The organism is Desulfocastanea catecholica (genome assembly GCF_054657295.1).
In genome coordinates this window covers 1-13534 of record NZ_BAAHYZ010000016.1, presented here as the reverse complement: position 1 = coordinate 13534, position 13534 = coordinate 1, and the positions used below count along the sequence as shown (strand labels likewise).

Genomic DNA, 13534 nt, shown 5'->3' with positions numbered 1-13534 from the left:
TCGGGCAATGTCTATTGGCCAATCGTCCATACAACATCCTGATCCCGCATCAGATACAAAGCAAGGCAGGCCGCCAGCATGGGCCAGGCGGCAAAGAACAGGATATTCGATCCGCTATACGGTGCCAAGATACTGCTTATACGAGGAGACAGTTGATATGGCATGAAGCAGAAGCACCATCCCGTAGGAAATCCGTTTCATATAGCCAAGATTGTCGGTTTGCATAATGCATCTCCGTAGAAAATTTTATTTTATGGTATGATTATCCTGGATTTTTCATGAGAAATCAGGGTGATCAAGTCGTTGCTGTACATAAGCTTCCAGCTTACGCAGATCCTTAGTGAAATTTCGAATACCCTCGGCAAGCTTTTCCACTGCCATCGGGTCTTCATTATGCTTCCAGCGCATCTCTTTTTCCGAGAGAGTGTATTTTTTTATTTCCATCGCCTTGGCCTGTTGAGGGTCCAGTTTACGGTCGACATCTCCTGCCATGCCGGCCAGTTCGTCAAGCAGTTTAGGAGAAATAGTCAACAAATCACTACCGGCCAGCCCCAGTATCTGGCCGACATTGCGAAAGCTTGCCCCCATAATCTCGGTTTTGTAGCCATGATGTTTGTAATAATAAAAAATCTTTCGCACTGACTGCACTCCCGGGTCATCGTCAGGCGCGTAGACATCGATACCGTCCTTAGCCCTATACCAGTCGGTAATCCGCCCGACGAAGGGTGAAATAAGGGTTACTCCCGCCTCGGCACAGGCTACCGCCTGCGCAAAGCTGAACATCAGGGTCAGGTTACAATGGATTCCCTGCTTTTCAAGAGTCTCCGCGGCCCGAATTCCCTCCCAGGTCGAAGCCAGCTTGATGAGGATACGGTCCGAATCGATGCCGAATTCCTGATACATTGCCATCAGCTCGTTGGCCTTGCGGATACTGCCCTCGGTATCGAACGAAAACCGCGCATCCACCTCCGTAGACACCCGCCCCGGCACAATGGAGAGAATCTCGCGACCGAAAATGACCGCCAGCCGATCCATGATAAGAGCCTTGCGGGCTTCAGGTATGTTAGCCTTTGCTCTGCCATATTCCATGGCCTCTTCAACCAACCCACGATATTGCGGTAATTGCGCTGCGGCATAGATCAGGGAAGGGTTGGTCGTTGCATCCGTCGGTCTATATTCAGCGATTGCATCGAAGTCCCCGGTATCAGCAACAACGGTGGTCATCGTTTTTAATTGCTTAAGTTTATCCATAACTTTCACCTCAGTTGAGAAATTCGGGCTAATCATGTTACAATCCAGGTTCTGCCGTCCTGTTCAATAAGTTGCTTGCCCGCCAACGGTCCCCAGCCTCCGGCAGCATACCTTTGCAGAGCGCTGTCTTGTGCTTCCCTGCATTCCGCTTGCCACTTTTTCAACACCGGATCTAACAGCTTCCAGGAAGTTTCCACGCCGTCTTTTCTCCAGTACAGTGTCTGGTCGCCAAGCATGCAGTCGAGGATAAGATTGGCATAATCCCCATCCATTTTCGTGCCGAAGACATCCCGGTAGTCCAATTCCATCTTGAGCGGCGCCAGGCACATTTTCGCTCCCGGCACCTTTGCCTGTAAGAGAAGAGATGTTCCCTGCCGTGGTTGTATTTCAAAGACGAGTACATTCGGAGAAGGGTCCAGGTCTTTCAGATTTCGGGTAAACATACTGTGAGGAACTTTTTTGAATATCACGGCAATCCGGGTCAGTTTTTTTTCCAGCCTTTTTCCGGCCTGCAGATAGAACGGCACATCTTTCCAGCGCATGTTATCCACGAAAAGCTTCATAGCAAAATAGGTCTCAGTGCACGATATTGTCGCAACGCCCTTTTCTTCCCTGTAGGCCATGAGTTTTTTGCCGGCGGCTTCCCCTTTGACATATTGGCCTTTGATCAACTGTGTCTCCAGTTTTTCCAGGTCGAACTGCCGTATAGATTTCATGAACTTAACTTTTTCATCCCGCACGCTTTCAGCCGAAGCATCCACCGGCGGCTCCATACCCACCAACGCGGCTAACTGCAGCATGTGGTTCTGAAACATATCCCGCAACAGACCTGCCTGTTCAAAATAACCGGCCCGGTGTTCCACCCCAAGCTGCTCGGCAACGGTGATCTGCACATGGTCGATATAATGGCGATTCCAGGCAGGCTCAAAAATCTGATTGGCAAATCTGAACATGAGGATATTCTGCACGGTCTCTTTGCCGAGATAATGGTCGATCCTGTAGATTTGTTCGTCGGCAAGATGTTCGAGCAATTCCTTGTTCAGGTTGACGGCACTTTCCAGATCGTGACCGAAGGGTTTCTCTACAATCACCCGATGAAATGGTTTGTCATTCTGGTGCCTGGTTACCAGGCCGTTTTTTCCCAGAAATGAGACAATGTCCGCATAGAGCGCAGGTGGGGTGGCAATGTGAAAGACGAGATTACCGTCGGTGGCAAACTTATGGCTCAGCTCTTCTGTGTTTTCATGCAACTTGATATACCCGTCATCCTGGTCATAAGCACCGGCCACATAGAAGCACCGCATGGAAAAATCTTCCATTTCCGATTGTGGAATTTCTCCATATGCATGCCGGATCGACTCGATAACTTTTGATCTGAATTCGTCGTCGGTCATGAGAGAACGGGCAAAGCCAACGACAAAAAACCGGTCCCCAACCTTTTGTGCCCTGAACAGAGAAAAAACTGCCGGCAGTAACTTCCGCAAGGTAAGATCACCGGAAGCACCAAAGATGACATAGCCACAAGGAACTCCAGACACCGGTTCACAAGGTTCGGGATTGATCGTACCAGCCACTGAATTAACGTTTATTTTCATTTTTCATACCTCTCTTTATCGACATGGTATCTCTTGAAGATGGTCGGCCACGCTGCCGATGGTGCTATCGGAGGCAAGTTCCCTGGAGCCGCGCCAAAGGAAACACCACGTTCCAGTTCTGCTGCAAGCCGGTCCGATCAAAATTGGTAGAAATGTGCGTCATCACCAGGTCCTTAGCGCTACCATATTGACTTATAAATATCGTTGTATGACAATGCCTCCTGGCCGGCTGCTGGGCAGGGAGGCAATAGTCGCCGACACTCATTTTCGAGTCGGGCAAGCTTCAAGCTTGTTGTTCAGGTTTTTCCCTGATTACTTGGCGACCAGGGTTTTCATATAGGCAATAAGATCACCCATTTCTTCACCCGCCGGGTCAATGGCGACACCTCCCAACGGCTTCTCGATACAGACATTGACAATTTCCTCGACACTGTTCTTCTCCATGCCCATGATGGTATAGCTCTTCCGATCAAACAGATCATCACCAAAACCTTCCCCCCCCATCGTGACAGGTCATGCAGCTCTTGCCGGTTGTGCCGCCGCCAAGGATCGGGCTGGCAAAGCGAGCCTTGCCCTTGTAGACGTCTGCTGCATAAGCGAGGGTCAAAGTTCCTGCCATTACAAATACCGATGCGAGAACGAACATATTTTTTTCTTCATGACTGCTCCTTGTAGTGGTGGTTGGAATATATCAGGCGATTTCGCCTGACCGCGTTATCATGCAATAAATTTTTTAATCAGTGACGTAATCTTCCAGACCATGGCCATTTCTTATGCCGCTTCCGCCGGCGGCAAAATATCGCAGGGTATCTTCAAGGAATCGGCAATAACAGTGAAGCTTCTGAATAATTCAACAACCATCATCACCTCATTTATCTCTTTTTCACTTGCTCCAACCATCCTGGCCATACTTTCATGCGCCAGAGAACAATACGCACAATGCTCTACCGGTGGCATCCTTTTCCAACAATAATGCACTCATGCACCTTCTCCTTTTATTTGCCATGCTTTCCCGACAGTCGTCCCCACATAATAAGGATTCTATGTCACTTTTCGACGACAAAAACTCATCAGCCTTTTTCGTCGCCAGTAATTTCTGCGTACTCTTTGCCCTTGCGAAATGTTATACAATTATCGTCAATTGTAAATTTTCAGGTTGCAGAAGACAGCTTGTGAAGCTGCCAATGTGTCTCCAACTCTCTTGTTTTTCACCCTTCAAGAGGGTACTGAACTGAGTGGCAGGTTTTCTAGAGTAAAGCACTTTTGTTAATCAAAACGATAAACAAGCCCATTGAATTGATATTTTTCATGGGCAAGAAGCATCCTGATCGCCTGAGCAAAAACCTGCTTACTGAGATTCATATTCTCAGTTAATACCTCGATGGGAGTTGGTTGATCGTGCACCCCATTGGCATAATCGACACCATAACCTAACAGCACATAGGGAATCTCCAGTTCGCCGGCCAGAATCGCTTCCGGACCGGCGGTCTGACTTACCGCATCGGCGTAGTTTGCGATAAATTTAATCTCCTTTTTGGAATTCAAGCGCGGGCCATTGACGTAAGCGTAGGTGAGATCCGCTAGGACGTCTTCGCCTATCAGTACCTTTGAGACGTCGAAAAAAGGCGATTTAAAAAGATAGTGACCTCTGCCGACCTGATTCTCTTTAGTGAAAAATGTGCAGTGACTCCCATCCGGCAGACGGTTATCCGGATAGAATATATCATTGAAAATCAGCAGCTTTGCCAAAGGTAAAGCTGGATTGGTAAGGCCGACAATTGAGGTGGCGATAATGACTTCCACCCGGGCCTGTTGGCAGACATGGATATTGGCCTTGTGATTGATCAAGTTGGACAATAGCGCATGGTTTTTTTTATGCCGGGCGATAAACAATACCGACCTGTCGCCACAGATGCCGCAAAGCGCCTGAACTTCGCCAAATGGCGTGACTATTTCAACCTCTCGCGAATCCTTCAGCTCCGGAAAATCATAGAAGCCGGAACCGGTAATGACCGCCGCATCACAAGTAAACATAGTTCTCATCTCTCCTGTTTTTCTGTCGTGCCCTGGCACGAACTGCCCGAACCCGCTGTGCAGCCATAACAGTGATTGGCAAGAACAATGGTACGGCGCCCTATCACTTCCCGGTGAAATTCGCTTACATGGGCATTGGATTCTATCGGCAGCCCCAGCATCTGGTTGAAATCGCAATCATACAGCTGCCCGTCGTAGCTGACCGAAATGGTATTCCTGCACATGACATTTTCGGCTGCCGTGGAATTGAAAGAATCGATTAACTCTGTCATATATTCCGACAAGGTATCATTTTTTTGCAGGTGCTCGAGGTACCGGCCGACCGGCATGTTAGTGATGCAGAACAGCTCGTTGAAGTAAATCCCGTGATCTTTCAAGAGCCGTGATTTATATTCACGCGCCAGCGCCGATTGTGAGCCGGGCAGATAAAAGCCGGTTGGGTTATGCACGAGGTTAAGTACAAGACCGGAATTTGCTTTACCGTATCCCCTGGCATTTAATTTCCCGATAACCTCGACTATCGTCGTAAAGGCACATTTGCCACGCTGTTTGTCTGTTCCCTCCGCCTTGTAATGCGGCAGAGAGGTGACAATCTCGACGTTATTTCTGACGTAGGTATCGATAAAATGGCGATACTTATCCTCCAGCAACAGCGTCAGATTCGACCGAACGATGAGTCGACGCTTCAGTTGTGCAGCCTCATCGAGGAACCATTTCAGGTGTGGATTGATTTCAGGTGCGCCACCGGTAATATCGATGGTTGAGATCTCATTGTCCCTTAAGATTTTAAGGCAAATTTCCATAATAGATCTGGACATTATCTCAGTACGATGGGGACCGGCGTCTACATGGCAGTGCTTGCAGAAAAGGTTGCATTTTCGACAGATATTCATCTGAAAGACATCCACTCCCGCTGCCTTTATCGGGTATTGTCCTCTTGCCGCCAATGTATCGATGAATTTCTGCCGGCAGATGTTATCCAAAGCGGACAACTGTTCATGGGCATCCATCTACATCTCCTTTTTCTTGACAATCTTGCGCATCTGGGTGGAATGGGCCAGGGTAATTCCCGCCATCATGGCGGCGCCGACATGAAAAACCTCCATCATCTCTTCTTTGTCCACGCCTAATGAGAGGCATTTATTGGTATAGGCGTCGATGCAGTAGGGACAGTTTTGCGTCGCGGCAACGGCCAGGGCGATCAGCGTTTTTTCACGTTCGGTGAGTTTCCCGTCACCCGTGGCCTTGGCGTAATAATCAAAAAACTTCTGCGCCTCATCACTTGTCCATTCGCCGATATTGGGAAAATCGGCCAAATCTTTCGTTTCGTAATATTGCATGGTTACCTCCATTTATGGTGTCGTTAAAATTCTTCATCTGTTCGCATCAGTAGATATCTCTTTCGCCTATTTCAAGGCTTGCCAATTTTTTCAGATATGGTCTTAAGTCTTCTTTTTCGCCGTATCGGGGATAGTCGTGCATCTTGAGATACGGTCTTGAGTTCACTTCAAGAAAAATGGGCTTCCCCCGCTTGCCACCGTTTTCTACAGTCGTGCGGCAAGGATGGCGATATCCATCTCCCCCGTTTCCGTTACATGTATCTTGATGAGGCGGTTGGTCCCCAGTCCCAAAATATTGGCTGCTTTTTCCATGGAATAGTGGGCATCGGCACTGACGAAAGCATAGATGTCTGTCTCGCCGCAGAGGCCGTTGGCCTTGGCTTCGGGGAGTATCTCATTTCGAGCCGACATCATCGCCAGCATATTGGCGTTACTCGAGCCGGTGGTCATCCGCCCTTCACCATTTTTAAAGCCAACCAGATCAAGAATTTCATTGATCATGTACTTTTCCTTCAATGTGGAAACCGGTGTTCCATGAGATATCATCCTTTTGCATCAAAAAAACATCTGTCGGTCATTTAATGACCTTAATCCGTGCTGTTAAGTTTCCAGTCGTACTCAAGAAACCTGATGGCTACATTGCCGGCAACCAGCTTTCCGGCCTCGGCATCGTCAAGCCCCAGGCTGTCCTTATACAGTGACAGAAACTGTGCCAGGGTGGCCGCACCGCGCCAGCCCCGTTCAAAATCTTCACGATACCATTTAAAGATGCTGGAAACCTGCAGTTCACCGTCACTCAGCCTGTTTCTGCTCCTGTCCGAGAGGAACAATGCTGTGGCCTCCTCCAGCTGCTTATCCAGGATGTCTCCCCGGTAGGCCTGGTTTCTCAGAGCGGGGCAACCGATGCTGGCGCAGTTGACGGCAAAATGAATTCGCGGGTCGTTATACCGTCCGGAGCCCCGGATGAGGCCGTGCTCGATGTCATCGAGCGAACGTTTTTCACCCAGCAGGGGAATGAACTCTTTTTTCCAGGGTGACTGGAATAAGAACCCCAGCTCTTTTATCGATTGCAGGTCGGGGTACCTGGTGAGAATCAGTTCAACGGTCCAGCCGTTATAGGCGTTGATCAAAAAGGCCAGCTGCTCGTCCTTTGGCCAGGAATCAAATTGTGCACGGCGTATCTTTGCCAGCCGATCAAAATAGTCGGTCAATACCTGTCTTTCCCTGGCCATAGCCTGGTAATCGACCTTGGTAGCTTTTCCTCCTTCATAGACCACCACATTGTTTTTCAGCAGGCCATCCCACTGACTATGATCGAATGAGGCCGCGTCGGCACTAACGGCGCGCATCACCAGCATTAAAATTAATATAGAACGCAGCATGATTTATCTCCTTTTCCAGGTATGGTACTTCTCCAGCAAAGCCAAAAGTTTTTTTGGTGCATGAGCGCGCTTCCATTCGCCCGCCACGTATTTGTTGGCCTCGGCAAGGGTCGGGTAGGTATGGATCGTGGCCAGGATTTTGCTCAGTCCGAGACCATGTTTCATGGCCAGCACGAATTCCGCCAGCAGATCGCCTGCATGCTCACCGACGATGGTGACACCCAGGATGCGGTCTTTACTGGGTACGGTCAGTACCTTGACAAAACCGCGGGCCACACTGTCGGCAATGGCCCGGTCAAGATCGTCAATGCCGTAGCGGGTCACCTCGACGGCGATACCACGCTCGCGTGCCTCCTGTTCATTCAGGCCGACTCGTGCCACCTCGGGATCGATAAACGTCGACCAGGGAATCACCGAGTAATCCGCCCTGAATTTCCTGAATTCGCCGAACAGGGCATTTACCGAGGCATACCAGGCCTGATGGGCGGCGGTGTGGGTGAACTGATAGGGGCCGGCCACGTCGCCCGCGGCAAAAATATTCGGATACAGGGTCTGCAGATATTCGTTGGTCACCACCGTTCGTTCGGTGGCAATGCCCAGCTCCTCCAGGCCGTAACCCTGCAGCCTGGCGATCCGGCCGACCGCGCAGATGAGGGCGTCAAATTCGAGGCGAAGTTCCCGGCCTTCGTGTTCGGCGACGATGAATTTCTGCTCACCGTCCCGTTCGCAGCGCAGCGCCTTGTGTCCGGTCAGGACATGAACCCCGTCTTTGGCCAGAGATGCTTCGGCAATCTCCGAAACCTCCTCGTCTTCCCTTATGAGAATTCTTGGAGCCATCTCTACCTGCCATACCTGTGAACCCAGCCTGGCAAAGGCCTGGGACAACTCACAGCCAATTGGCCCGCCGCCAAGTACAACCAGCCTTGAGGGTGCCTCATCCAAGGCGGCGAAAGAATCCCATAGGTTGTCACTGGTAAGGTAACCGACATCATCGAGTCCGGGCAAAGGCGGGACGAACGGTTGAGCCCCGGCAGCAATGACGATCGCCCTTGAAGTTAAACGTTTGGTGCCGCCGTCATTGAGGGCAACTTCGACAGTCCAGGGATCTACCAGTTTGGCATAACCGGAAAGAACCTCAACCCCGAGACTGGTGTAGCGTTCGATGCTGTCGTGGGGTTCAACGGTGGCGATCACCCGATGCACCCTGGTCATTACCTGGCGAAAACTAAAATTTGGCTCAACCGCCTCAAGGCCATAGTCGTCGCCGTGGCGGATGTGGTGGGCGAGTTTGGCACTTTTGATTAACGCCTTACTTGGCACGCAACCGTAGTTGAGGCAGTCGCCGCCCATCTTGTTCGCTTCAACCAGGGTCACCTTGGCCTTAACGGCGGCTCCGATATAGGCGCTGACCAGTCCTGCCGCACCCCCGCCGATGACAATCAGATTGCGATCGAAGGTTGCCGGTCTTGCCCATTTGGCAAAGACCCGGCGCTTTTTCAGCCACTCGACGGTTTTCTTGCCGAGGAGCGGGAACAGCCCTAAAACGGCAAAGGATATCATCAGTCCCGGTGATAAGATGCCACTGAGACTGTCAAGCCGGGCCAACTGGGTACCCGCATTGACATAGACGATGGTACCTGCCAGCATGCCGACCTGGCTGACCCAGTAGAAGGTCCAGGTCCGAATGGGGGTTAAGCCCATAAGCAGGTTGATAATGAAAAAAGGGAAGATAGGCACCAGGCGTAAGGTGAAGAGATAGAAGGCGCCTTCCTGTTCCATACCTCTGTTGGTGGCCTGCAGCCGATTGCCAAAGCGGTTTTGCACACTATCGCGCAGAATGAATCGGGCAACGAGAAATGCCAGGGTCGCGCCGATGGTTGAGGCAAAGGAAACAATCACTACGCCCCAAAGCAGACCGAAAAACGCTCCCGCCGCCAGGGTGAGCACCGCGGCCCCCGGCAGAGACAGTGCGGTAACGGCAATATACAGGGCGAAAAAACCCAGGCCGGCCAGAAAAGGAGATCCGCTGCGCCAGCTGTCCAGTTGAGCCTGGGCCGCCTTGATACCTTCCAGAGACAGATACTGATCTACATCAAAAATCCAATAGGCGGATACAGCAACCACTACTGCAGCAGCAATGAAATATTTTCTCATGATATTCTCTCTGGTTGTTGACAAGTGAAAAAAAGAACCCTTTGCATACTCTGTCGCGGAGGAGGGATGATTCCTTACATAAAAAAGAACGAACGTTGAAAATTGACGGCTTCAATCTTTGGTTTGATTTTTCTTATTGATAAGCTGACGAAGTCGTTCTTTGGCCTGTTCATCCATGGTTATGGAAGAATATTTGGCATCGGAAGCTCGACTACGGATAAGTCGGCGCATAAGATGAAGCTGTTTTTTATACCTGGCGCAGTGGCGGCACATAAGAAGGTGGAATCTCACACCCAGCCGTCGGCCGGGGGACAGCTTGCGATCCATCGACTCCGAGACGAGACGTGCTATTTGCCGACAATTGAACATCCACATTTTCATGGTGTTGTCCTCCGAAAAGATTCCTGTGACCAATGTATGACTCATTATAATGCCGCCTTGGCAGATGGGCCTTGGGTAAAGGTACCCGTAGATTAGTCGCGCTGATGCTCAAGACCTTACAGATTTTTTTCATCAAGGAAGGAACATGCAAATTTTCCTTTATCGATAAGTAAGGAAAATTATTTTCACACGACATATGTAAAGAAGGCCGAGTACAATCCAAAAATACATGCGACCTGTACTTTTTAATATAAGCCAGGAGGAGAATAAGTCATGAAAAAGACAGTATTAATTACCATGATCATGATCGTAACACTCATCTATACTGTAAGTTTTTGTATAGCGTCCCAGGTGGTAACCGAGGGTGACAGGGTCTATATAGTAGACCGTAGCGGCGATCGCTGGGATGTCACCCAGGCGCGAAAACTAGGTTTTATCCCTCAAAAGTTCCAGCATGGTATTGGTAAAAACGCTTTTACCCCCTTGCGGGATGAGGTTTTTGGAGACGAGCGGGTCTCGGGGGTTCTCGATACCCGAATTATCGGCATCTCGATTGACGACAATGCTCACGCCTATGCGGTGAGTCGCCTCAGACATCACGAAATTGCCAATACAACCCTTGCTGGTAAGGCAATTGCTGCCGCTTACTGACCACTGGTCGATCTGGCGGCCGTGTACAGCCGCACTTTAAACGGTAGGGATCTCACTTTAGCGCCATCCGGCTGGACGTATAAAAACACTTTTGTCCTCTACGACAAGGAAACCAAAAGCCTGTGGTATCCGTATAAAAAAGGGTTCCGGGGAATATGTGGCCACTATTTCAACCAATATTTGCCAATGCTGGAATCAGAAGACAGCAATTGGCGGAAATGGATGAACAAACATCCCGGCTCGAAAATCATGAAATAAGCCACCAGCTACAGCCGAACGACAATCGACCTGAATGCTTCAGGAAACAGATGGGTAATTGGATTTTTTCTTAAAAACGAACTGGATCAAATGAAAATACTTCAAAAAATCGGTGCACAATTAGCTCACTATCTCTCAAGACCACGAAAAGGCAACACGAAGATTGCCACCAGTAGTCCTGAGAAGTTGTCAGGTTGTCTTCGTCCGGGTGATGTGCTCCTGGTGGAAGGGAACAGCACTTTCAGCACAGCAATAAAATACCTGACTCAATCCAGTTGGTCACATGCCGCTCTCTATGTCGGTGATGCTCTGCCGGTCGTAAAAGATGGTGAGGAACAACCTGTACTTGTAGAAGCCGACATAAATGATGGGGTCCGTAGTGTGGGTTTGTCATTTTATTCCCCATTCCATACCCGTATCTGCCGCCCTGTAGGATTAAGCAAAGATGAAGTTGATGAGCTTGTCGGTTATGTCGTAGCACGACTGGGTCACAAATATGATTTGCGCAATATTATTGATCTTGCCAAATATCTCTTTCCAGTGCCTCCAGTACCGTTACGTTTCAGAAGGCGTTTACTGTCTTTGGGCAGCGCCGATCCAACCCAGGCGATCTGTTCTTCCCTTATAGCCCAGGCCTTCCAATCGATAAAGTATCCAATTTTGCCGGAAATTATTGCCCAGCAGTCGGACGATCCTTCCTGTTTAGCCTGTTACAAGGAAATGCATCGAATTCGACACTACAGCCTGTTCACCCCAAGAGACTTTGATGTTTCACCATATTTTCAGATAATTAAACCGACGGTCGAATATGGATTTGATCCCCATACGTTTCCATGGAGCGAGGAATCAGGCAGCCAAACGTTCAACTAGGCCGCATTTCTCATGAACATTGTGTTATCTTGTCCCTTGGAGAGATGCCACTGGCCAGTGCAGCTCAATACAGCGCCTCATCGCCAGTCGCGCCCTATGCATCAGTACCCAATAATTAGTCGGGCTGATCTCGAGGATCTTACAGATTTCTTCCGCTTCCTCACCCTCGATTTCCCGGAGCCTGAAGGCATCGGCCTGTCGCTGGCCAAGCGCGGCAATGCACTCCATAATGATGAGCATGAGTTCCCGCTGTTCATAGTTTTTCTCAGGATTATCCCATTGACCAGGTTTGACCCGCCAGTTTCCCCGGGCATCGAAAGAGTCCTCAACCTCGCTTTCCCTGATGACGTCAATTGAACTCGCCTGGTGCCGATATTTTTGTCGTAAGTGGTCGAGCAGTTTGTGTTTAAGGATCCCGATCAGCCATGTTTTGCAGGCCGATTCGCCACGAAACCGGCTATTGCCAAGGCTCGACAGGGCAGCGACAAAAGTTTCCTGAACCAGTTCTTCGGCAACAGCCTTGTCGGCAATACGGTATAATGCATAATGAAAAAGGCTATCAGCGTATAGATCGACCCATGTCTCCGGATTGGTGTTTTCTTCGGCTGTTTGAGCTTCTTCATGAGTAGTGTTCATCTGCTTTTTCTTCATGTTGATGTTGAGAAGTGGTTAAACATCTCTGCTCCCGGAATGAGCCAATGAGAGAGCTGGTTCTTGCCTTAATGAGCCATCCCGATAAAATACGGACTCTGTTTTACTTCTCCACGGTAGATCGTTATGTTATGAGCATCAAAAGCCATCATTGCCCCATCCGCGCCAAAATAGGTCAGATCATACTGACACATGATAAGACTGTTCTTACCCGTCAAGAGGTGATTGGCCTTAGCTTCAAGCCTGGTTATTTCATCCAGCTTCCAGCCTTTTTCAACAGCCCACATCATGTCGCCCAGAAGTCGGAATCCTTTGCCGATCGGCACATTTTCGATGGCCGAAGTCAGAAATTCTACTTGCTCATCAAAATCAGACCGCCCACTGTCTAAAATTATCTGCTTATCATTTTTGAGTTTGTCCACCGGGAAACCAAGATCATTAAGGCCTGAAAGAATTTGTAATAATTTATTTTCAGTGGACAGGATCAATAGAGATTCACCTCGGGACAACCCGCAACTCAGGTATTTAATGCCCTCGGCGATACACTTATCGGAATCTTTGTAAAAGTGGGCGATATGGGAACAATCTTCGACTGTGGTATCACCGATACCAAGCGGTACAAGTCTTTCACTCGTTCTAAGAACACTTTCCAGGTCTTGCCTGGTAAACCTACGTTCATTTTTACCGCCTACCCGATAACATTTCAGCTTGCCGGCATTGGTCCAGCGCCTGAGTGACATTTCCGAGACTTTCAAAAAAGCAGCAGCTTCTTTTATAGTAAGTAATTTTTCCATTCCTTTTCCCTGTATTGGTTATGTACAATAATAGTATAACCTATACGATGATATACAAGTACTGTTAAATATAAACATTGGACTGAAACACAGCCTACAGTGTTTCACTGCATAAAACTTTCAACTTGACATCGCCTGAATTGATGAAAGATGGATACCCTTAGTTGCGCGTC

At 49.2% G+C, this 13534-nt stretch carries 17 protein-coding genes and 2 pseudogenes; 3 read left to right on the top strand and 16 right to left on the bottom strand.

Annotated elements, in window-relative coordinates:
- Positions 1 to 11: 11 nt before the first annotated feature.
- The 14 genes and pseudogenes from ACYQ8U_RS14835 to ACYQ8U_RS14770 all read right to left on the bottom strand — a co-directional run.
- Positions 12 to 207: pseudogene (locus ACYQ8U_RS14835) on the bottom strand (hypothetical protein); the annotation flags it as partial.
- A 69-nt stretch (positions 208 to 276) separates the two neighbouring features.
- Positions 277 to 1251 carry a transaldolase gene (gene tal / locus ACYQ8U_RS14830; protein ID WP_459946337.1) on the bottom strand — a complete coding sequence of 325 codons (975 nt, stop codon included), beginning with the start codon at positions 1249 to 1251 and terminating at the stop codon, positions 277 to 279.
- Between the two features lie 32 nt (positions 1252 to 1283).
- Positions 1284 to 2846, bottom strand: a complete 1563-nt coding sequence (zwf, locus tag ACYQ8U_RS14825) for a glucose-6-phosphate dehydrogenase (protein WP_459946336.1) — start codon at positions 2844 to 2846, stop codon at positions 1284 to 1286.
- Positions 2847 to 2891: 45 nt separating this feature from the next.
- Positions 2892 to 3027 (bottom strand): annotated as a pseudogene (locus ACYQ8U_RS14820) (selenoprotein B); the annotation flags it as partial.
- Positions 3028 to 3158: 131 nt separating this feature from the next.
- On the bottom strand, positions 3159 to 3350 hold the full coding sequence (locus tag ACYQ8U_RS14815) for a hypothetical protein (protein ID WP_459946335.1): 192 nt from the start codon (positions 3348 to 3350) through the stop codon (positions 3159 to 3161).
- Positions 3328 to 3465 carry a hypothetical protein gene (locus tag ACYQ8U_RS14810; RefSeq protein WP_459946334.1) on the bottom strand — a complete coding sequence of 46 codons (138 nt, stop codon included), beginning with the start codon at positions 3463 to 3465 and terminating at the stop codon, positions 3328 to 3330. Before ACYQ8U_RS14810 ends, ACYQ8U_RS14815 begins: the two co-directional genes overlap by 23 nt.
- Before the next feature lie 152 nt (positions 3466 to 3617).
- Positions 3618 to 3803: a carboxymuconolactone decarboxylase family protein gene (locus ACYQ8U_RS14805; RefSeq protein ID WP_459946333.1), complete on the bottom strand. Its 186-nt coding sequence runs from the start codon at positions 3801 to 3803 to the stop codon at positions 3618 to 3620.
- Between the two features lie 309 nt (positions 3804 to 4112).
- On the bottom strand, positions 4113 to 4880 hold the full coding sequence (locus ACYQ8U_RS14800) for an MTAP family purine nucleoside phosphorylase (RefSeq protein ID WP_459946332.1): 768 nt from the start codon (positions 4878 to 4880) through the stop codon (positions 4113 to 4115).
- A gap of 5 nt (positions 4881 to 4885) precedes the next feature.
- Positions 4886 to 5890, bottom strand: a complete 1005-nt coding sequence (gene arsS / locus ACYQ8U_RS14795) for an arsenosugar biosynthesis radical SAM (seleno)protein ArsS (RefSeq protein ID WP_459946331.1) — start codon at positions 5888 to 5890, stop codon at positions 4886 to 4888.
- A complete protein-coding gene (locus ACYQ8U_RS14790) occupies positions 5891 to 6220 on the bottom strand; it encodes an arsenosugar biosynthesis-associated peroxidase-like protein (RefSeq protein WP_459946330.1) in 330 nt (109 codons plus the stop codon).
- 204 nt (positions 6221 to 6424) lie between these two features.
- Positions 6425 to 6766 (bottom strand): pyridoxal-dependent decarboxylase, encoded by a 342-nt coding sequence (locus ACYQ8U_RS14785; protein WP_459946329.1) that lies wholly within the window; start codon positions 6764 to 6766, stop codon positions 6425 to 6427.
- A 41-nt stretch (positions 6767 to 6807) separates the two neighbouring features.
- Positions 6808 to 7602: a DUF547 domain-containing protein gene (locus ACYQ8U_RS14780; RefSeq protein ID WP_459946328.1), complete on the bottom strand. Its 795-nt coding sequence runs from the start codon at positions 7600 to 7602 to the stop codon at positions 6808 to 6810.
- Between the two features lie 3 nt (positions 7603 to 7605).
- Entirely contained in the window at positions 7606 to 9756 is a 2151-nt protein-coding gene (locus ACYQ8U_RS14775; protein ID WP_459946327.1) for a dihydrolipoyl dehydrogenase family protein, read from the bottom strand.
- A 111-nt stretch (positions 9757 to 9867) separates the two neighbouring features.
- Positions 9868 to 10182: a zf-HC2 domain-containing protein gene (locus tag ACYQ8U_RS14770; protein ID WP_459946326.1), complete on the bottom strand. Its 315-nt coding sequence runs from the start codon at positions 10180 to 10182 to the stop codon at positions 9868 to 9870.
- A gap of 228 nt (positions 10183 to 10410) precedes the next feature.
- On the opposite strand from ACYQ8U_RS14770, the gene ACYQ8U_RS14765 reads away from it, so the two are divergent.
- The 3 genes from ACYQ8U_RS14765 to ACYQ8U_RS14755 all read left to right on the top strand — a co-directional run bounded on the left by ACYQ8U_RS14765 (position 10411) and on the right by ACYQ8U_RS14755 (position 11916).
- Positions 10411 to 10788, top strand: a complete 378-nt coding sequence (locus tag ACYQ8U_RS14765; protein ID WP_459946325.1) for a hypothetical protein — start codon at positions 10411 to 10413, stop codon at positions 10786 to 10788.
- A 3-nt stretch (positions 10789 to 10791) separates the two neighbouring features.
- A complete protein-coding gene (locus ACYQ8U_RS14760; protein ID WP_459946416.1) occupies positions 10792 to 11046 on the top strand; it encodes a DUF3179 domain-containing (seleno)protein in 255 nt (84 codons plus the stop codon).
- Positions 11047 to 11136: 90 nt separating this feature from the next.
- Positions 11137 to 11916, top strand: coding sequence for a C40 family peptidase (locus ACYQ8U_RS14755; RefSeq protein WP_459946324.1), 780 nt, complete (start codon positions 11137 to 11139; stop codon positions 11914 to 11916).
- A 24-nt stretch (positions 11917 to 11940) separates the two neighbouring features.
- On the opposite strand, the gene ACYQ8U_RS14750 is transcribed toward ACYQ8U_RS14755, so the two are convergent.
- Together ACYQ8U_RS14750 and ACYQ8U_RS14745 are read right to left on the bottom strand one after the other, a co-directional pair.
- Positions 11941 to 12552, bottom strand: coding sequence for a sigma-70 family RNA polymerase sigma factor (locus ACYQ8U_RS14750; RefSeq protein ID WP_459946323.1), 612 nt, complete (start codon positions 12550 to 12552; stop codon positions 11941 to 11943).
- Between the two features lie 83 nt (positions 12553 to 12635).
- Complete coding sequence (locus ACYQ8U_RS14745; protein ID WP_459946322.1) at positions 12636 to 13361, bottom strand: MEDS domain-containing protein; 726 nt, start codon at positions 13359 to 13361, stop codon at positions 12636 to 12638.
- Positions 13362 to 13534 lie beyond the last annotated feature (173 nt).